Origin of the sequence: Psychrobacillus sp., assembly GCF_032154225.1 — a bacterium.
Taxonomy (GTDB): domain Bacteria; phylum Bacillota; class Bacilli; order Bacillales_A; family Planococcaceae; genus Psychrobacillus.
The window spans coordinates 1-17,913 of the sequence record NZ_JALDYF010000001.1; the positions used below are offsets into that span (position 1 = coordinate 1).

Sequence of the window (17,913 nt, forward strand, 5' to 3'; positions counted from 1 at the left end):
ATAATTTGCTAAATCTTTAATTGCATTTGTCTTTGCTAAACGTAATGCTCGTTGTGCCGAAGTTTCAGACGAACCCCCACTATCTCCATTACCACTTGTTGACGGTGGTGTTACTGGTGGAGTCGGAACCACTGGAGTTACAGGTGGTGGGAAGACGATTGCTTGAAGTCTCTCCAACTCTTTTATTAATGCTTGATGGAACGCATTTGTACTAGATAGTTTTGCTACTAGTGATGGAATATCTTCTATCGCTTTTACTGCTTCTTCTTTTCTTCCTGCAAGCAGTAACTGTTGTGCAGTTGTGGCTTTCATTATGATCGTTACCGGAATAATCAGTTCATCTCGTTTTGCATCTGCTGGCTTTTTATACTTTTCTAGCAGTAGATCACGAGGTGCTTTACCTGTGAAGCGATATAAAATAGATGTTATCGACTCCAATTGGACAGATAGCTTGTGATATGCTTTTTCTACCGCTGCAAATTCTATCGATACCCATAGCTCGAACTTTCATATCATAGCTATCCTTGGATAGAACAGCAGGACATAACATTGAACCATCTTCTTGCAATGCTTTCATGAGTACATGTCGAACTGCCTTTTTCTCATCTTTGAAATGATTGAGTGCCATACCCGCAAGATCATTACTTGCCCACCTTATCATGATAAGGATGATTTTACCGCCTTCTTCAAGACGTGAAAGCATCGTATTTGTAAACCAATCCCAATGTTTTTCAAGTGTTAATGCATTGTAAGCTTCGAGTGAGTTTTTAATTAAGTCATCGATAATAAGAACCGATGCACCAAACCCTGTTGCGGTACCTGTTGGAGAAGTAGCAAGATAGTTATTATATCCACCTTCTAAACTCCATAGGTTCATAGCTGCGTCACCTTGTTTGATATGGACTTCAGGAAATATATCTTTGTAAATAATACGGTCCTTATCAGCCTTTTCCTCAGATATCCCATTTCGAACACCCTTTGAGAACATCGTTGAAAGAGTTTCGTTGTATGATCCAGTCATTATCTTTTCTTCTTGGTTCTGTCCAAAAATCCATTGAGCTAACATTACTGCTGTTCTGCTCTTTCCATGCCTACGTGGTACGTTAATGATTAACACATCATCGTCTGACTCATATAAGTCTTGCATGTCGTTACATAGGTCAATTAGGTATTGGCGATCAGTTGCATAGAAGTCAGGAGCTAACAAATGACAAAAATAAAAGAACTCACGGTTAGCGAGCTCTATCTTGGCCATCTGTTTAATTTTTTCTAAATCAGTCATTTGTCTATCAGCTTCTTCAAGTCCTCAGTAGATAAGCCTTTAAGAGGATTATTGATTTCCATACTGCCACTATGCTGTATATCCTGTTTGTCTCTCCATTTATCTGGACGGCGGTTTTTAAGCCAAAATATTTGTGCTGTTGTATCTGGACTGACTTCTTTTGTCTTTTCTTCAACGAGCATACTTTTATATTTTGAAACTTGCAATTCAACTAAATGAATCTCTTCAAGTGTTGCTTCTGGATTATCTAATTTGAACTTGATTACTGCAACCTGTATTAATGCATAATGTTCCTGCTCTGACATTTCAACTTGAGCATACTTCTTTTCTCTATATTCATATCCTAATGCTCGTTTTAGCAAGGCATTTTCAACTTCATAGTCAATTATTTCCTTGCCCCTTTTTAAGGCTGTCGATAATGCCGAATACTCCTTTACATATTCTCTAAATGTTGAGTATGCCACGCCTAAATTATTTGCTATCTGTTCATCAATTAAACCATCACGAGCCCAGCATTCAATCTCAAATAACCTTATTTCTACATGAGTTTCATATTTGCTTTTCCTGCCCCCTTTATTTTTTTCACATCTTATCACCCCATTATGCTATTTGCTTTTCTGACATAGAAAAAGCACCCTTGGAGGATGCTTAAATTAATTCATAACCTAACACTTTAATATCTGAAGTAGATCTATTGATTTCTTTTCCAATCGCACTACTCACTATTTTTAGATTTTCGTGTTTATCAAGATCAACTTCATCATCAATATGGATTATTTGATATCTCTCACCTTCAGACACTAGCATTTCATGAGTTGTATCAAATAGATGATATTTAACATTCAAGCGCATTTCTCCACCTCCTGCTGACAACATTCGCCAAAGAAGGTGAAAATCCTTCCGAATTACATAAAAAAGCACCCACAAATTGCGAGCGCCTTATATAAGTATATTAAGTTTATGTACTACCAACACCACCATAAGCGTGCACGTAGTCTCTTTGTTTCAATTATAATTATGTTTTTAGTTTTTGCAACTTGATTGTCATATTGTTGTCATGTATATATAGTAATTAATTTAATAAAAATAGTATTTTTATGTAAACTAAGAATACTAATTCATTTTAATAACATATTTACTCGCAATTACTATCACCAGGAAATTGCTTTTCCATTTTACTAATACAAGTGGTTAGAATTACACCTAGGACAACAACAACTCCTGCTACATTTGCCTTTAATCCAGATTTAATCAACTCTCCCGCTGCTTTTGTATATTCCTTATTATAAATAGCGTTTACAACCCCAGCACTAATGGCTGTTATCGTATAATTTGATTTCAGTCCATCCAGCACACATTTGTTTTTTGCATTTGCATATTCAGCAGTTTCATTTTTCAAATACCATCCACAAGCCACAACCATTGGCCTGATAATATTAGCATTTTCTTTTTGAATATGACTTTCGCTTACTAATAAATTTTCAGTTTCTAACCCCAATAAAATTTCTTCTAACAAAGAATTATCTTTTAACTCGTCCTCTAATATATCTTTATTATACCCAAGCACTTTACCCTTAGCGTCATACAAAAGAGCACCCTCTAATATTAATTCTAATGCTTCTGCAACATCTAGTTCTAATTGTTGATCATACTCAGATGAATCGCTTACTAATGCACTAGCTGTAGTACTAAAAACAAACGAAATAGAAATAATTAAAGCTAGCGTTATTAAACAAAACTTAGAATAAAAAATATTTTTTGCAAATCTCATCTTAGTCCTCCTAAAGAAATATTTCCCAATACTTCTAAATAATAACACACTTAGTATTATTTGTAATTTTTATTTTTTTTCAAGTCATAATAAAACCAAACTGACATAACGATATAGTAAGTAAGAATTATTTTTATAGTCATATCAAAATCTTTCCAATTACTCTGGAATAAGCAGAGTAATGTTACCACAATCAAAAACCCAATTGGATATATTAAAAAACGTGTCATAAAATCTTTCTGTAACTTCATAGATTTACACTCCTTGTAATAATATTATTTAGGTTTGACAATAACACACATCTATATTAATAACAAATATGGATATTATGACCAACAACAAATACACTCACTTAGTTAGTGAGTGTATTTGATCTTTAATATTTATGGTTTTACAATAAGAGATGCCACATTCCGTATATAACCATAAGACTTTCCTAATTCTTCTGCTATATCCTTATAAGATTTATTCTCCAAATACTTCATCCTCGCAATTTGATAATTCAACCCTTCCAACTGGTTGATCTTATCCTCAGTCTCTTGCTTCACATCAAGATAAAACTCCAGCATCTTCTGCAACCTGTGTTTCTTATCATGATACACCTGAATATTTTCTAACGATGCAATTACCCCGAAGTCATCTGAGCCTTTCCCGGTGAAAGGAAGCTCACCTTTTCCGAACCAATACTTCAAGTCCACATCCACCTGCATGAGCTGCGTTTCAATAATATCTATCTTTCTGCAAAGGTCCACGTAATTCGTTATGATTTCCATATAACTCACTCCTTATGTGATAAAAAAAGAAGGCAACAAATGATACAACAATACTGTAATCAAAAGTTGTCCTCCAGTTGGCTGGGTGGATCTATATGTTCTCAATACTTACATCTTCAATTTTTTCTACTCTTCTTGTTGTTGCATTAAAAACAACTAAGCATTTCAATACGAAATCACCATCTCTAGGTTCAGATTGGATAAATTCATTTTCGTCAGCAAAACCTTCGTAAGTGGGGTTTATTGCTTGTACTGAGTATTCTATATTTGCCTCAAAAGAAATTGGAATGTAGAAATAATTTTCTTGTTCTAATATTTCCCTATACTCATCAACTTTTATTTCACAAAGCTCATTAATGATAGGGTCTGTTCCCCATCCATCAAAATAATCAGCTTCAAAATAGTTATTTGAAAAAATGTAGTATAATTCAATTTCAACAGTACTGTTCCTGTTTATGTCATCATTTAAATAAACCTCAATAATCTTAATGATGTCATCTATCTCTTGGAAAGAAAAATGATGAGTTCTCAAATATTCTATTTCTTTTAGAAAATCATTTATATGTTTAAAAAACTTTATGTTCTTATTTTTATCATCAAAATCACTATGGAATAAGTAATACCCATTATCCTGCTCTATCGCAAAATCTTTATAATTGTTAGAAATAAAATAGACTTTCTCATCAGGAAACTTTTCAGCATAGTCATATATTGATTCCCAAATAATAGCGTCTTTAAACTCTTCCTTATTATCTCTAAAAGGCATTTTAATTGAATAATACCGTGATACAGCCTTTTCATAAGCTTTTAAAGTTGGTTTATAGATATAGAATTTATCTTCTATCTCTTTACTAAAATTCTCTATTAGTGTGGATTTAATTGTTTTTCTATCGAATCCTACCTCTTCAACATCAGCAAGTTTATAAAGCTTCGTAGTGAAGTCTTTCATATGTGTTAAGGCGCTATTTAAATCTTTTCTATAGTTTTTTATTACTTCATGAAAGTTCATTTCCGTCAAGTATATATTAAAGTTTTCATCCTTATTTAATTCTTGATGTACATCCAAAAAATCTCTAAACCACTGACTTTCCATCTTGTAGTCACTCATAATTATATTTGTGTCTAAAAATACAGTTATCGTCAAAACTCTTCCCTCTTCTCACCGCACCCAAGTCATCGACTGGATGCGTCACAATCACATATTCCCCACACAGAGGTAGTTCTATTATACCAACATTTAGTATCATTGTACTAGCACCCATTTTAAATTTTTCCATAATAACCAATGACTATCCAATGTGATAAAATAGAATTGTTGAAGTAGACGGGAAGAATCCTGTTATTTTAATTACTATTTAATCAAGGTAAGGTGATTCTCCAAATGAATATATTCGAAGGTGTAGAAATTGACTACATGTACATCATAGGTCCATTGCTAGTATTAATGGCCACGATGTTTACGGTAACTTTGATTTATAGTTTACTTTTTAAATGGCTGCCTAAAAGTCTATTTAATTTTCTTATTGGGCCAGTAGCTTTATTCGGCGCCTATCTCTGGGCGTTCCCAATGAATTTTGGTTTCTATGAATTTTTCAAATAAATTAAAGGTATCTTAGTTGATGCCTTTACGAAACTTTATGTTCGAACTGTTCATTATTTTCTAATCAATCTATAACGACATTTACAACGTGATTTTTTGCGACCATAACCTAAACAAGATTCAAACATTGCAAAAACTCCTGTCTAGTTACTGAATAACATGAACAAAAGACATTTAGAGAATTACTTGGTAGTTTATGAAAATACTGATAAAATAGAAACATTAAGTCGAAAAGGTGGTAGTTTTGTGTCAAATCTTGGCGGAACGTATAATGTTGCAACTTCAAAAGAAATACAAGCAATTGAATCTTATCTTTTGAGAAAAGAAGTATCTTTAAACGTTGCACTAAAACGTTTGGAGCAATTACAAAAAGAAAAAATTCCAAGTGTTAATAGTCCAAGCGGATTTTTTTATCTATCGGAACAGACAGATGCTATTTATGACTTTTATAAAGAACGTTATCCGGCTCTGTTCGAAAAACAAGAATTTGAAACTTATGAACAACTAAAACATCGAGCAGTAGATTATTTTGAAGAACATTTCCCAGATATTGATTAATACTTTGAGCCAAAGAAATTTGGCTCTTTTTTCGTGATGTCGTTTTACGTTTCATGTATTAACTCCAGCTGCACTTCACTTAGTCACTTTTCTGCTATTTCTATATACTCTGGATTAAGTTCGACCCCCACGAAATTACGGCCATGTTTAAGAGAAGCTAATCCTGTAGTTCCTGAACCAAAGAATGGATCCAAAACAACTCCATTGATAGGACTACCAGCTAATACGCAAGGCTCTATTAAATCTTCCGGAAAGGTTGCAAAGTGTGCTTCTCTCAATGGTTTTGTAGTTACTGTCCATACTGACCTCTTGTTTCTCTTTTCACGAATTGCTCGGAATGCCTCATCTCCATACTTTCCATCGAAAGAACCACGAACTTTATCTTCTCTTCTTTGCTTTTGTGGTTGACCGAATGCCCCTTGAGACCCTCTGATATCCTGAGTACCGTAAATAGCTGGCTCCTTAATGATTTCATGATCGTAAAAATACTTAGGTGATTTACTTAGTAAAAAGATATATTCATGAGCCTTAGTAGGTCTGTCTATCACGCTCTCAGGCATTGCATTAGGTTTATTCCAAATTATATCCTGTCTTAAATACCATCCATCAGCTTGTAAGGCAAAAGCTACTCTCCACGGCAAACCGATTAAATCTTTTGGTTTTAACCCTGTAGGGACATTATTAATCTTTGTTTCAACGCCTATAGGATTTGGAACATATACATGTTTTTGCTTATGCTTTTCAGACCAAGCACCTTTTCCACTTCCTGCGTAAGCATCACCAAGGTTCAACCAAAGTGTACCGTCGTCTCGAAGTACTCTCTTAACCTCTCTAAAGACCTTTACTAACGACATTACATATTCTTCTACAGAGCTTTCTAAACCTATTTGACCATCTACACCATAATCCCTTAATCCCCAATATGGAGGGCTTGTGACCACAGTATTTACACTCTGTTCTGAAAGTGTTTTTAAAACATCAAGGCAATGTCCTTGATAGATTTTATTCAGTTTCATTGCCATCATCCTTTCAAAGTTTTCAAAATAATTATAATATTGTATAATTTACTTGTTAGTGTTAAAGGAGGTGAAAATATGAAAAAGAAAAAATGGATTACTACAGCTTTTTTAACTTCTGCACTTATTTTAGTTATTTCCTCACCTGCACATGCTGATAAAAAAGTTGAAGTAATAAAGGGTATCGAAAGTGATTCAAGCAGTGCATACTGCGATTATGGGATGTAATAATAAATCGAACAGAATATCCTTTGCTTTACCAGTTTGCTTCTGAGCCTTTATGGCTCTTTTTTTTGCTACAATATTACTTTTTAGTTTCATATAATGGTCGAACTGAGCAATAATATATTTATTAAAATCATGCCTTTTCATCGAACACTTATTCGTGTATATTCAAAACATACTAGTAAAAGGAGGAAAATTTTTGAACTCAATTGATTTAATTCTTTTAAATTTCAACGAAGTACGAAGAAGAAGTATTAAGGTTTGGACATCTATTCCCCAAGAAAAACTAATATGGAAACCCGATGACGAAGCAATGACTTGTATAGAGATGATTAGGCATGTTCTAGAAAGTGAGCATTATTACCATCTAGCAATCCAAAATCACGGCAGTCTGTCAGTTTTTGATTCTCCTTTCGAAAAACAGCCTTTTACCACTGTGAATGCCGAATTGGAATTTGCTGAACCATATAGAATTCAGTTTTTAGAAACAATTAGGTTATTTACTGAAGAAGATTTAACCAATATTAAAATTGATCGTTCAGATTCAGGCTACATAAGAAGTTTTGGAGACATGTTGCTAAGAGTCGCCTATCATGAATCTGTGCATACCGGCCAATTGCTGGATTACTTAAGAATGGCAGGAGTTCCAAGAGTACGTGTTTGGGATTAATTTATCTCACAGGTGTTATCACTTAGGTGATACACCTTTACTTTTTTATACCGTACATTTAGTGTCACATCTTGGTCGGAATGTGCATTAATTTTAGTTATTTGCTACCATTCTGATCCAAAGATGACTACTTACCATTCCTCCTTTTTCTGCACGTTTGTTGTCAATGTAACGAGTGCAAACATAAGAACTTTCATGAGAAAATAAAACAGCATTTACATTTCTATCGTCATACACTTCGTACTTTACCTTTTGATTTACTGGCATTATTGTTAATCCCTTCTGCAGCTTATAGAATAATATCCAAAACTAGTATAAAATTTATGAAGCTTAATATTCTTAAAACCTAGTATCGTGTTGTGAAAGAAACGGAGGAAAAAATAATGTTTTTTAAACCAAATTCAAAAATTAATGAAAAAAGTATTAATGTAGCATTTCAAAGTACATTTACATTTTGGGGATTTACCCTTCTTGTAAATGCACTCTTTGAAATGGCGCAAGATAAGCCGTTAATAAGTAATTCCTTTGTTATATTATTTGTGGGATTAGCGATATTCTTTTTAACTGAACAAATAGCTAATTATTTTTCAAAAAATAGGAATTAATAGTTATCGAAATCCACATGTGAAATTGTGAGAATATCCAACTCTAATGTCCTTGATTGATATTCCTAGGCCTTTTTTGTTAATTCAATTCACATTTTGGTCGAAATGCGTTTTAAAATAATGTTAATTGCTCACATCTCATTGAATTAGTTTTCTTTAAATAATGCCAAACAGCTTTGCAAAATCTCTCATAACTAATAATTAAATCGCTTATTTTCTGTCAGATATCTTTCCATCACAACCAAGCTCATATGTTGATTCGGTTTAAATACTCTATATCTTTTTTTAGTTTTTCTATTTCACTAGATTGATTGCGATAATCGACTTCTAATTTGCGATATTCCGCTTCATAAGTAATCAAATCATCGATAGCTTGTTTTTCCGCTTTATTCGCGATTTCAGCACGTTCGATGTATTTTGATACATTTTCCTTTAGATTCCCCTAAACTCAGCTTAAATAGGTCAAAAGCTGCCCTACAAGCTCTTTTAGACGTGAAAGCTGCCACTTTAAGAGGAAATTCGAAACAAGTAGAATACGACCAATTAACTGTCGCTGAATGGTTAGACATTTGGTATGATATGAACAAAAAGAAATGGAAGGAAACTACGCGGGATCTTCGAAAAACATTAATCAGACTCCATTTAAAACCTGCAGTCGGGAGTTACAAGTTACAAGAATTAGACAAATTGACATATGAACGAAATTTCATTAATAAGCTTGAAGGTAAGTTCAAATCAAGTTCTATCGGTCTCTGGCACAACATTTTTAAAATCGCTATTAATGCCGCAGTAGAAAATGAAATTCTACCCCGAAATCGCTTCAAAAAAGTAACATTTATATCAGATAATAATGAAGAAGTTATTAAGAATTTTCTAAACCCTGCTGAATTGGTTACGTTTTTAAACGATGCCAAAAAACACGAAAATATAACAAGCTATAGTTTTTTACTGACAATAGCCTATACCGGCGTTCGGTGCGGAGAAGCAATGGGACTCCAATGGAAAAATATTGACTTCGAGAAAAAAACAATCAAAATTGAACGGACAAGAGATTGGTACGGTCCACGTGCTCCAAAAACTAAAAATTCTTACCGCACCATTTTAGTTGATGAAACTGTAATAAATCAATTGATAACCTACAAAAAATGGTGCAAAAAGACTTTATTATCTTATGGAAGAAAATTAGAAGACGAAACATTTGTATTTATCTCAGATCATGGTGGGAATCCTCTTTCGAGTACAGCTCGGTTAATAAAAAGAATAATTGAAAGAACGGCTCTCCATAAAATAACATTACATGGTCTGCGACATACACATTGTACAATATTATTGAGTCGTGGATTAAATGTAAAAGTAATAGCAGAACGTTTGGGAAATACCCCTCAAATGATTTATGAAGTATATGGACATGTACTAAAAGAATTAGAAGTAGAATCTGTTCTCTTGTTTAGTCAAAGCTTGCAAACGATTAGGGCTAATAATGGGGCTAACTAGTATGTTTGGTAGATTGAAAGCTAGATGAATCAAGGGTTTGTAGATTTTGCTTCCAGTTCGTGCTATAATAAAAACATTGTGAATTTAGGAGGTACTAGTAATGATTGCAGTAAGTAATGTAAGTCTTCGTTTTGGAGATCGCAAATTATTCGAAGACGTGAATATAAAATTCACTCCAGGCAACTGTTATGGTTTAATCGGTGCAAATGGAGCTGGAAAGTCAACGTTTATCAAGATATTATCTGGGGAAATTGAGGCCCAAGAAGGTAATGTTATTATGAACCCTGATGAGCGTTTAGCTATTTTAAAACAAAATCACTTCGAATATGAAGAGTTCAATGTTTTAGAAACAGTAATGATGGGCCATAAACGCCTATATGAAGTTATGAATGAAAAAAATGCTATTTATATGAAAGAAGACTTTTCTGATGAGGACGGCATGCGTGCTGCTGAATTAGAAGGAGAATTCGCTGATTTAAATGGTTGGGAAGCAGAATCTGAAGCAGCTATCCTTTTACAAGGATTAGGTATTCCAGATAGCATGCACCAAAAGAAAATGGCTGAATTAACAGGTTCTGAAAAAGTAAAGGTTTTATTATCTCAAGCATTATTCGGTAAACCAGATGTTCTTTTACTCGATGAGCCTACTAACCATTTAGACATTAAAGCAATTCAATGGCTAGAAGATTTCCTTATCAACTTTGATAACACGGTTATAGTTGTATCCCATGACCGTCACTTCTTGAACAAAGTTTGTACACATATTGCAGACTTAGACTTCAGCAAAATTCAAGTGTATGTTGGGAACTATGACTTCTGGTATGAATCAAGCCAACTTGCATCAAAACTGGCTTCTGACCAAAACAGTAAAAAAGAAGAAAAAATTAAAGAACTTCAAGCGTTTATTGCTCGATTTAGTGCGAATGCATCTAAATCAAAACAAGCAACTTCTCGTAAAAAAATGTTAGACAAAATAGAACTAGATGATATTAGACCATCTTCACGTAAATACCCATATGTAAACTTCTCCATGAAACGTGAAATCGGTAATGATATTTTACAAGTTCAAGATTTAGGCTATACATTTGAAGGAGAAAGACTTCTTGAAAAAGTGAACTTTACATTAAATAAAGACGATAAAATCATCTTACTTGGTGACGAGTTAGCAAAATCAGCTTTACTTCGTGCTTTGGCAGAAGAGGAAGAAACACAAGAAGGATCTGTTCGTTGGGGTGTAACAACTACACGTGCATACTTCCCTCTTGATAACGCTAAGTATTTTGAAGGAGACGAAGCCTCTCTTGTAGACTGGTTACGTCAATATTCACCAGACGACGAAAGCGAAACTTTCTTACGTGGATTCTTAGGACGTATGTTGTTCTCTGGAGAAGAAGTGAAGAAAAAGCCATCTGTACTTTCCGGTGGAGAAAAAGTTCGTTGTATGCTTTCTAAAATGATGCTTTCTGAGTCGAATGTTCTGTTACTAGATGAACCTACAAACCATTTAGACTTAGAGTCAATTCAAGCATTAAATAATGGCTTAACTGTATTTAAAGGTGCAATGATCTTTACATCTCATGACCATCAGTTCATTCAAACGATTGCAAACCGTGTAATTGAAATTCAAGAAGACGGATCTATTTTAGATAAGCAATTAACTTATGATGAGTATTTAGAGTGGAAAGACCAACTACAAAAGTAAGCATTCGAAAAGCGTGAAGGATTAATTCCCTCACGCTTTTTTTGATGTTTTGATAAAACGACCAAGCATCGATCGTGCTGGAAGCTTCCCTAAAAACGTATGACTTGTTTCTGAGATTTTTTGTAAAGCCGTTAATAAATTTACATCCCCTGCCCAATGCTTTTCAATAATTTCAGGTGAAAATTTATTTAAAAGCATATTTACAACAAAAGTCGCCACAATAATATCATCTATAAAACCACCTGGACCGATCAGTCCTTCTGGCATTACGTCTATTGGCGATATAAAATACAATATTCCGCTACCGATTAACGTTTTGCTTTTCGCATCAATTCGATTATCTAATAACGCTTTTACAAGCAGATGAAATAAATCAGGTGCAAATAATAAGTAAGGAGCAAATTTGCTTCCTTTTCCTGATTTTGATGCCAAATAGTCTACCATTTTCGTGCGTAAACTTATGTAAAAATCACGCTGAATTTCATAAGGTGGTAACTCTTTTTTTAACTCCACATCCATGGAAATCTCCCCTCTCTTTTTTTCACTATACCAAAAATGAAACATAAAAACATCTTACACGACTAATCTATATATAGTGAGGAGGAGAATCGAATGCAAAAATTAGTCTTATTGTTAATTCCTATTCTTATTCTTTTTGCGTGCACAAATGAACAACCTATTAGCAACGACGCTGCATCTAACAAAGATGAACCAACTGTTTCAGAAGGACTTCCACTAGAAAAAGCTAATGATTTAAGACAATTTTTTATGGCAGATCAAGCATCAGCCAATTTTATAGGTGAAGGTAATGAATATGCATCTTATACGTTAAAAACAGTTCATTTGTCTGATAATTATGTCGTAACATATGAAAATAATGGTGGTACTGTTTTACAAAGAATATATAAAATAACCGATGAAAAAGTTAGTATACTAGCGGAAAACGAAGAAGCATACGACGAAAAAACGCCTACTTTAGAAGAACTAAATACGATGCAAGAGAAAAAGATTTATCTCGTAGCACCTTTAACTGTCGGTAGTGAGTTTGGTGGCTGGAAAGTAACTTCTACAACTGAAACAATAAAAACAAATGTCCAAACATTTACAGATGTCATCGTCATTGAAAAAATCGATGAACAAAATACAATCGTCCGGAAATATTTTGCGAAAGACTTTGGAGAGATAAAAAGGGAATTTATCATGAATATCGAAGGAGAAGAAACAATTATTTCTTCTACCATTGATCAAATTTCATAAAGAAAAAAGGCTCTTCCGCTGTGGAAAGCCTTTTGGTTACTTATAGTTTCGTTACATTTGCAGCCTGAGGCCCACGGTTTCCATCGACAACTTCAAACTCTACTTTTTGTCCTTCTTCAAGTGACTTGAAGCCTTCACCTAGAATAGCAGAGAAATGTACGAATACATCGTTTTCTCCATCTACTTCTAAAAATCCAAATCCTTTTTCAGCATTGAACCATTTCACAGTACCTTGTTTCATCATTCCTACCTCCAAAAAATTAGTCAATATGTGAAAATAAAAATTCACATATTCCATGCAGTACCGACATCACATCGATTACTACATAGAATATGTGAATAATTAATGCGGCTTTTCACATTAAATTGTTAAATAAATTATATCAGCTTCATAAATATAGTCAACCAACATTTAGATAATTCAAAATTATCTTATATAACATTCCATATTAACCCATGATATATTTGCAAATCTTCATCACAAGAATCGCAAAAGCATTGTTCTTTTATTGACCAAAAAGCCCAGTATTTATCGTCCTTAGCCTTCTCCTTTGGAAATTTTTCTCGAAATTCGGCTAACATTTTATGCAAATGAATGAGTGCATCTTCTTCATTCTCAAATGTAAATTTCTCTTTAATATACTCTTCCCAACCTTCGAACGCCCACCACGGTTCATAATCCGCTTTCATATAAATAATTTCATACATAATTATCGCCCCAAATACTTTTAGTTACCTCATATTGTACTTCGATAACAAAAAATGTCTACTCAAAAGGCTTCCCTAGCGTATTTAATTTGAAAAAAAAGAAATTATCAGTTAAGTTATAACTAAGACAATTCAACGGTAAAGGGGAGATGTTTTCGATGAAAAAGCGAGCGTATATTGAAATGCACGGAGATGTTGATGGAGTTGGTTTCCGTTTTTTAGTCAAACAAAAAGCACAATCTCTTGGGCTAAAAGGATTTTGTAAACAAAATGAGGACAAAGAAATAATTATTGATATTGAAGGCGATAGTGGTAGTTTAGAAGAGTTTTTGACATACATTCAAAAAGGTGTCTCCCCTATGACACATGAAAACTCGTTTGCTATCGAACTAATAGATGAATTAGTCGGCTACACAACGATGGAAACGGATATTATTTAAGCTTTTTTGAAACCTTCTTCTCTCCTATTCGTATAATGTATTGTAGATAGTAAGGAGGTAACCGATTATGACTGAAGTTGGACAATCAATCATTCGACATTTTATAAATATCCCAATTATGATTTCTTCCTGGTTTATCTTCTTTTTCCCAGTTGAAAGTGGATTTTTAATAAGCTCAGCAGTAGCTTTAGGTGTATATGTCGTTTCAAATTTTTCGATAAAAAAATTACAACGGCGAAGTATTATGAAAAAACATCAATTGACTCTTAGTGAGTATTTCCATATACAAAAGCAATTAAAAGAAGCGAATAAAAAAATTCAAGCACTTAATAGTCATTATTTAAAAGTAAGATCCATTAGCTCTTTCAAACAACTTTTCGAAATGACTAGACTTGCAAAACGCATCATTTCATTAGTAAAAACAAATCCACGTAAATTTTACCAAGCAGAGAGGTTTTTCTATGCACATTTAGATTCTGCTGTTGAACTTACAACGAAATATACTTTTCTCGTGTCACAACCAGTTAAAGATATAGAAATGAAAATTGCGCTACAAGATACACGAGATACACTGCAATCAATCAGTGCCGTAATGGAAGACGACTTAAAAGACGTTTTATCAGCAGACATTGAGCATCTAAAAATGGAATTAGATTTTGCAAAATTATCTGTGGGCACCAAAGAAAATCCCTTATATTTAAAAGGAGAATCAGAACATGAGCGAAAATTCAGCAAACACAAGTAATAACCTACTAATGGATGATTTACTAGCAAATCCATTTGATATAAGCACGCAAAAAGAGCAGTCACCTGCACCAACGAATTCCGATCCACTACCTACAAAGCTAATTGATCGATTATCGGAGGAAGAAAAACTAAAAGCTCATCAACTCGCAGATCAAATACCTGCTGGTAACTATGAAGCCATTTTGACTTATGGCGCAAATGCTCAAACTGAACTATCTAGATTTTCTCATCAAATGCTCGACCATGTTCAAAAAAAGGACATTGGCCCCGTTGGAGATATTTTAAGTGATCTTATGAGTAAACTATCCGAGATGAATCCCGACGACTTATCTGCTCAGAAACAAACGGGTATAAAAAAATTATTCAATCGAGTAAACCGCTCTGTGCAAGAAATGATGACAAAATATCAAAAACTAAGCACACAAGTCGATCGAATCGGCATTCAATTAGAACATTCTAAGCGCGGACTCATAGAAGATGTTCAAAGCTTGGATAAATTATATGAGCAAAATAAAGCATATTTTCAAGCACTAAACATTTATATTGCCGCTGCCGAGCTTAAAAAAGAAGAAATTATTAATGTAACGATTCCAGAACTTCGCAAAATAGCAGAAGCTTCGAACGATCAAATGGCTTTTCAAGAAGTAAATGATATGGCGCAATTCTTAGATCGTTTAGAAAAGCGTACATATGATTTACAACTATCGCGTCAAATTACGATTCAAACGGCACCACAAATTCGAATGATTCAACAAACAAATCAAACACTTGCTGAAAAAATTCAAGCATCTATTATGACTTCCATTCCACTTTGGAAAAATCAAATAGCAATTGCACTTACTTTAAATCGTCAGCAAAAAGCAGTTGAAGCACAAAAACAAGTAACCAAGACAACGAATGACTTATTACTAAGAAATTCAGAAATGCTAAAAGTGAACAGCATTGAAACGGCGAAAGAAAATGAGCGTGGCATTATAGAAATTGATACATTGAAGAAAACACAAGAAAACCTACTTCAAACGATCGAAGAAACTCTTCAGATTCAAGCAGATGGTCGAGTAAAACGAAGAGCAGCAGAAATTGAAATTGGCCGTATGGAAGAAGAATTAAAACAACGTCTTCTATTAATAGCGGACAAATCACAAAAACGACCTTCTCAATAAAAGAAGGTCGTTTTTCTTACAAACTTTTCACCACATGATGTAATATTTTTTTCAATAGTCTAAGCGTTTCTTCGGAAAACTTTTCCATGGATGATGCAGTTGCTGTCTTTTTACCAAAAATTAAGTGAAAAAGATTTAATTGTTCTTCTGTTGCTTCTGCATCATTTAAAAATAAGTGTAAAACTGAAATATCTTTCCTTTCCAGCTCGATTACTGCTTCCGCTGTATCCATAATTCCATTTTGAGCATAACCGAATGCAGATGGCTCCCCGTCCGAAAATAGCAATATAAACTTATGCACCTCTTGCCTATTTTCCAGCCTTTTTCCCATCCATCTAAGTGCAAATCCATCTCGATTATCTTCATGCGAATCCAAAGAAAGAATATGCATCCCACTATCCTTTTGTCCATCTTCTAATTTATGAACCCATTCAAACGTATTCGGCTGCTTCGTCTCAGACGCCTCAAATGCATCCTCGTAATGCAGGACAATTTCATGTGTTATATGCAATTTTCTCAAAACATCATGAAATAAAAGCACTGCTTTTTTTGTTTCCTCCAATTTATCCTGCATGGAAGCAGAACCATCAACGAGAAGTCCAAACACAGCATCCAACTGTTTGCTCGGAGCAGACTTTTTATAAAATGGCTTAGGTCGCTCTTCCGTCCATAACACTGTTTGTTTAGAAGATAACCGACCTTTCGATAAATTGACGCGTTTATCGACTTTCTTTTGTTCCATTCTTTTTTTCATTTCTTCGACAAATGCTTTAACGAATGGTGCTTGCTCTTGTCGATATGTTTGAAGTAAGAGTTTATCATCTGATGCAGGAATTACATCTAAGCGCTTTTCTTCAAAAACGACGTCTACATGCTCTTTACCAAACGCTTTCCCTGCTTTTTTCATCGGATTCGATTTCTTATTTGTAATCTCATACTGCTTTGCAGAGTCTGTATTTCCAGCCGATTGGCCTTGCCCTATTTCCGTTATTTCGTGTCCTTCTCGTCCTTCTTCCGCAGCTATATCCTGATCTGCTCGTCCATCTCGCCCATGCTCTATCTCATATTGTAAGTGAACCCCTTTTTCTTGCTCACTTTCACGATGCCAGGTCCGATAAACTTCTTCGATAGAATCCTTCTTCTCTCTCTCCCCCGCTTCGGATTCCTTCATTCCTTTGTGGTAATGAAAATCTTTCGTTGGCAAGTTAGAAGGAGAAATAATCGCATAATACTCTAACAAAGTATCTTCTTCTATATGTTCTTTAAGAAAATAAATTAGCTGATACACAATGTCTATGGAATCTTGTGTATTTTTGCACTCATACACCTTTTGAATAATTGGATTCGTTAACCCAAATATCTCTGGTCCATTAACATGCATCGTCCCTTCATATAAACAAATATAAACGTAGCTAATAAAAGCATCTGCTAAAAACCCTTTTTTACTATTGACGATTAGCTGCTGCCTATGAAAAGTTAAATACGTTTGAACTCGGGTATCAAATATTTTCGCTGTACCGACTCTTCTTTTTTGAATTTTTTCAATAAGACGAAATTCCTCTATAGCAAAAAGCAGTTGATCCATTAATTTTGGAAACTCATTTGGTCTATCCATTTGATAATCTATCCATGATTGAACATTAAAATGTTGCCAAAATCCTTCTGACATTAAAAATATATCCGATAGTCTTCCTGCATCCATAATATCTATTTCTCGATGTCTCCAAAACACACTAATTGAAATTGCTTGATCAGCAGGTTGAAACTCCATTAGTTTACGTTCATTCACAAGTAGCATCGAATTTTTCGTTAATGCCTTCGCAACATTTTCGTAATGCATTAATTGCCGTGCTTCAATTGTTTCATTATTAAATTGTATAAAGCGATTAACAGAGGACATTT

At 34.0% G+C, this 17,913-nt stretch carries 24 protein-coding genes; 11 read left to right on the forward strand and 13 right to left on the reverse strand.

Annotated features, from left to right (window positions below; genetic code table 11):
* The 7 genes from RUH95_RS00005 to RUH95_RS00035 form a co-directional block, all read right to left on the reverse strand.
* On the reverse strand, positions 1-438 hold a 438-nt coding region (locus RUH95_RS00005), incomplete at its 3' end, for a hypothetical protein (RefSeq protein ID WP_313890759.1).
* Positions 398-1,282, reverse strand: coding sequence for a hypothetical protein (locus RUH95_RS00010; protein ID WP_313890760.1), 885 nt, complete (start codon positions 1,280-1,282; stop codon positions 398-400). The genes RUH95_RS00005 and RUH95_RS00010, both read right to left, overlap by 41 nt.
* A complete protein-coding gene (locus RUH95_RS00015) occupies positions 1,279-1,878 on the reverse strand; it encodes a transposase (RefSeq protein WP_313890761.1) in 600 nt (199 codons plus the stop codon). The genes RUH95_RS00010 and RUH95_RS00015 overlap by 4 nt, the downstream gene beginning before the upstream one ends.
* A 52-nt stretch (positions 1,879-1,930) precedes the next feature.
* The gene (locus RUH95_RS00020) at positions 1,931-2,134 is read right to left on the reverse strand and encodes a hypothetical protein (protein WP_313890762.1); all 204 of its coding nucleotides are present in this window, start codon (positions 2,132-2,134) and stop codon (positions 1,931-1,933) included.
* Between the two features lie 283 nt (positions 2,135-2,417).
* A complete protein-coding gene (locus RUH95_RS00025; RefSeq protein WP_313890763.1) occupies positions 2,418-3,053 on the reverse strand; it encodes a hypothetical protein in 636 nt (211 codons plus the stop codon).
* Positions 3,054-3,436: 383 nt separating this feature from the next.
* Positions 3,437-3,826 (reverse strand): RNA polymerase sigma factor sigma-70 region 4 domain-containing protein, encoded by a 390-nt coding sequence (locus RUH95_RS00030; protein WP_313890764.1) that lies wholly within the window; start codon positions 3,824-3,826, stop codon positions 3,437-3,439.
* Between the two features lie 91 nt (positions 3,827-3,917).
* On the reverse strand, positions 3,918-4,970 hold the full coding sequence (locus RUH95_RS00035; protein ID WP_313890765.1) for a PIN domain-containing protein: 1,053 nt from the start codon (positions 4,968-4,970) through the stop codon (positions 3,918-3,920).
* Between the two features lie 237 nt (positions 4,971-5,207).
* On the opposite strand from RUH95_RS00035, the gene RUH95_RS00040 reads away from it, so the two are divergent.
* Entirely contained in the window at positions 5,208-5,426 is a 219-nt protein-coding gene (locus RUH95_RS00040) for a hypothetical protein (RefSeq protein ID WP_313890766.1), read from the forward strand.
* A 246-nt stretch (positions 5,427-5,672) separates the two neighbouring features.
* Positions 5,673-5,984 carry a hypothetical protein gene (locus RUH95_RS00045; protein WP_313890767.1) on the forward strand — a complete coding sequence of 104 codons (312 nt, stop codon included), beginning with the start codon at positions 5,673-5,675 and terminating at the stop codon, positions 5,982-5,984.
* An 83-nt stretch (positions 5,985-6,067) separates the two neighbouring features.
* Here RUH95_RS00045 and RUH95_RS00050 read toward each other — a convergent pair whose 3' ends face one another.
* Positions 6,068-7,000, reverse strand: coding sequence for a DNA-methyltransferase (locus RUH95_RS00050; protein WP_313890768.1), 933 nt, complete (start codon positions 6,998-7,000; stop codon positions 6,068-6,070).
* Between the two features lie 78 nt (positions 7,001-7,078).
* Here RUH95_RS00050 and RUH95_RS00055 point away from each other — a divergent pair, with 78 nt between their 5' ends.
* Together RUH95_RS00055 and RUH95_RS00060 are read left to right on the forward strand one after the other, a co-directional pair.
* On the forward strand, positions 7,079-7,228 hold the full coding sequence (locus tag RUH95_RS00055; protein WP_313890769.1) for a hypothetical protein: 150 nt from the start codon (positions 7,079-7,081) through the stop codon (positions 7,226-7,228).
* Between the two features lie 196 nt (positions 7,229-7,424).
* The gene (locus tag RUH95_RS00060) at positions 7,425-7,895 is read left to right on the forward strand and encodes a DinB family protein (RefSeq protein WP_313890770.1); all 471 of its coding nucleotides are present in this window, start codon (positions 7,425-7,427) and stop codon (positions 7,893-7,895) included.
* Positions 7,896-7,988: 93 nt separating this feature from the next.
* Here the strand turns inward: RUH95_RS00060 and RUH95_RS00065 are convergent, their stop codons facing one another.
* The gene (locus RUH95_RS00065; RefSeq protein WP_313890771.1) at positions 7,989-8,162 is read right to left on the reverse strand and encodes a hypothetical protein; all 174 of its coding nucleotides are present in this window, start codon (positions 8,160-8,162) and stop codon (positions 7,989-7,991) included.
* Between the two features lie 116 nt (positions 8,163-8,278).
* Here RUH95_RS00065 and RUH95_RS00070 point away from each other — a divergent pair, with 116 nt between their 5' ends.
* The 3 genes from RUH95_RS00070 (at position 8,279) to RUH95_RS00080 (ending at position 11,696) form a co-directional block, all read left to right on the forward strand.
* The gene (locus tag RUH95_RS00070) at positions 8,279-8,500 is read left to right on the forward strand and encodes a hypothetical protein (protein ID WP_313890772.1); all 222 of its coding nucleotides are present in this window, start codon (positions 8,279-8,281) and stop codon (positions 8,498-8,500) included.
* Positions 8,501-8,917: 417 nt separating this feature from the next.
* A complete protein-coding gene (locus RUH95_RS00075; RefSeq protein ID WP_313890773.1) occupies positions 8,918-9,994 on the forward strand; it encodes a site-specific integrase in 1,077 nt (358 codons plus the stop codon).
* Positions 9,995-10,094: 100 nt separating this feature from the next.
* Positions 10,095-11,696: an ABC-F family ATP-binding cassette domain-containing protein gene (locus RUH95_RS00080; protein WP_313890774.1), complete on the forward strand. Its 1,602-nt coding sequence runs from the start codon at positions 10,095-10,097 to the stop codon at positions 11,694-11,696.
* 30 nt (positions 11,697-11,726) lie between these two features.
* Here the strand turns inward: RUH95_RS00080 and RUH95_RS00085 are convergent, their stop codons facing one another.
* Positions 11,727-12,215, reverse strand: a complete 489-nt coding sequence (locus RUH95_RS00085) for a YkvA family protein (protein ID WP_313890775.1) — start codon at positions 12,213-12,215, stop codon at positions 11,727-11,729.
* Between the two features lie 93 nt (positions 12,216-12,308).
* Here RUH95_RS00085 and RUH95_RS00090 point away from each other — a divergent pair, with 93 nt between their 5' ends.
* Positions 12,309-12,953, forward strand: coding sequence for a hypothetical protein (locus RUH95_RS00090; protein WP_313890776.1), 645 nt, complete (start codon positions 12,309-12,311; stop codon positions 12,951-12,953).
* Positions 12,954-12,993: 40 nt separating this feature from the next.
* On the opposite strand, the gene RUH95_RS00095 is transcribed toward RUH95_RS00090, so the two are convergent.
* Together RUH95_RS00095 and RUH95_RS00100 are read right to left on the reverse strand one after the other, a co-directional pair.
* Positions 12,994-13,194, reverse strand: coding sequence for a cold-shock protein (locus RUH95_RS00095; RefSeq protein WP_313891501.1), 201 nt, complete (start codon positions 13,192-13,194; stop codon positions 12,994-12,996).
* Between the two features lie 191 nt (positions 13,195-13,385).
* A complete protein-coding gene (locus tag RUH95_RS00100; protein WP_313890777.1) occupies positions 13,386-13,661 on the reverse strand; it encodes a DUF1033 family protein in 276 nt (91 codons plus the stop codon).
* A gap of 158 nt (positions 13,662-13,819) precedes the next feature.
* Here RUH95_RS00100 and RUH95_RS00105 point away from each other — a divergent pair, with 158 nt between their 5' ends.
* From RUH95_RS00105 to RUH95_RS00115, 3 genes are all read left to right on the forward strand, one after another.
* Complete coding sequence (locus tag RUH95_RS00105) at positions 13,820-14,101, forward strand: acylphosphatase (RefSeq protein ID WP_313890778.1); 282 nt, start codon at positions 13,820-13,822, stop codon at positions 14,099-14,101.
* A gap of 67 nt (positions 14,102-14,168) precedes the next feature.
* Positions 14,169-14,846, forward strand: a complete 678-nt coding sequence (locus RUH95_RS00110; protein WP_313890779.1) for a 5-bromo-4-chloroindolyl phosphate hydrolysis family protein — start codon at positions 14,169-14,171, stop codon at positions 14,844-14,846.
* Positions 14,818-16,011, forward strand: a complete 1,194-nt coding sequence (locus tag RUH95_RS00115; protein ID WP_313890780.1) for a toxic anion resistance protein — start codon at positions 14,818-14,820, stop codon at positions 16,009-16,011. The genes RUH95_RS00110 and RUH95_RS00115 overlap by 29 nt, the downstream gene beginning before the upstream one ends.
* Positions 16,012-16,027: 16 nt before the next feature.
* Here RUH95_RS00115 and RUH95_RS00120 read toward each other — a convergent pair whose 3' ends face one another.
* Positions 16,028-17,911 carry a vWA domain-containing protein gene (locus RUH95_RS00120; RefSeq protein WP_313890781.1) on the reverse strand — a complete coding sequence of 628 codons (1,884 nt, stop codon included), beginning with the start codon at positions 17,909-17,911 and terminating at the stop codon, positions 16,028-16,030.
* Positions 17,912-17,913 lie beyond the last annotated feature (2 nt).

Excerpts from the sequence above, each read along its gene's own strand:
- RUH95_RS00115 (WP_313890780.1), top strand. The coding sequence starts at position 14,818 with ATGAGCGAAAATTCAGCAAACACAAGTAATAACCTACTAATGGATGAT.
- RUH95_RS00030 (WP_313890764.1), bottom strand. The coding sequence starts at position 3,826 with ATGGAAATCATAACGAATTACGTGGACCTTTGCAGAAAGATAGATATT.
- RUH95_RS00070 (WP_313890772.1), top strand. The coding sequence starts at position 8,279 with ATGTTTTTTAAACCAAATTCAAAAATTAATGAAAAAAGTATTAATGTA.
- RUH95_RS00085 (WP_313890775.1), bottom strand. The coding sequence starts at position 12,215 with ATGGATGTGGAGTTAAAAAAAGAGTTACCACCTTATGAAATTCAGCGT.
- RUH95_RS00105 (WP_313890778.1), top strand. The coding sequence starts at position 13,820 with ATGAAAAAGCGAGCGTATATTGAAATGCACGGAGATGTTGATGGAGTT.
- RUH95_RS00020 (WP_313890762.1), bottom strand. The coding sequence starts at position 2,134 with ATGCGCTTGAATGTTAAATATCATCTATTTGATACAACTCATGAAATG.
- RUH95_RS00040 (WP_313890766.1), top strand. The coding sequence starts at position 5,208 with ATGAATATATTCGAAGGTGTAGAAATTGACTACATGTACATCATAGGT.
- RUH95_RS00080 (WP_313890774.1), top strand. The coding sequence starts at position 10,095 with ATGATTGCAGTAAGTAATGTAAGTCTTCGTTTTGGAGATCGCAAATTA.
- RUH95_RS00055 (WP_313890769.1), top strand. The coding sequence starts at position 7,079 with ATGAAAAAGAAAAAATGGATTACTACAGCTTTTTTAACTTCTGCACTT.
- RUH95_RS00110 (WP_313890779.1), top strand. The coding sequence starts at position 14,169 with ATGACTGAAGTTGGACAATCAATCATTCGACATTTTATAAATATCCCA.
- RUH95_RS00090 (WP_313890776.1), top strand. The coding sequence starts at position 12,309 with ATGCAAAAATTAGTCTTATTGTTAATTCCTATTCTTATTCTTTTTGCG.
- RUH95_RS00100 (WP_313890777.1), bottom strand. The coding sequence starts at position 13,661 with ATGTATGAAATTATTTATATGAAAGCGGATTATGAACCGTGGTGGGCG.
- RUH95_RS00025 (WP_313890763.1), bottom strand. The coding sequence starts at position 3,053 with ATGAGATTTGCAAAAAATATTTTTTATTCTAAGTTTTGTTTAATAACG.
- RUH95_RS00095 (WP_313891501.1), bottom strand. The coding sequence starts at position 13,194 with ATGAAACAAGGTACTGTGAAATGGTTCAATGCTGAAAAAGGATTTGGA.
- RUH95_RS00065 (WP_313890771.1), bottom strand. The coding sequence starts at position 8,162 with ATGCCAGTAAATCAAAAGGTAAAGTACGAAGTGTATGACGATAGAAAT.
- RUH95_RS00010 (WP_313890760.1), bottom strand. The coding sequence starts at position 1,282 with ATGACTGATTTAGAAAAAATTAAACAGATGGCCAAGATAGAGCTCGCT.
- RUH95_RS00050 (WP_313890768.1), bottom strand. The coding sequence starts at position 7,000 with ATGAAACTGAATAAAATCTATCAAGGACATTGCCTTGATGTTTTAAAA.
- RUH95_RS00120 (WP_313890781.1), bottom strand. The coding sequence starts at position 17,911 with ATGTCCTCTGTTAATCGCTTTATACAATTTAATAATGAAACAATTGAA.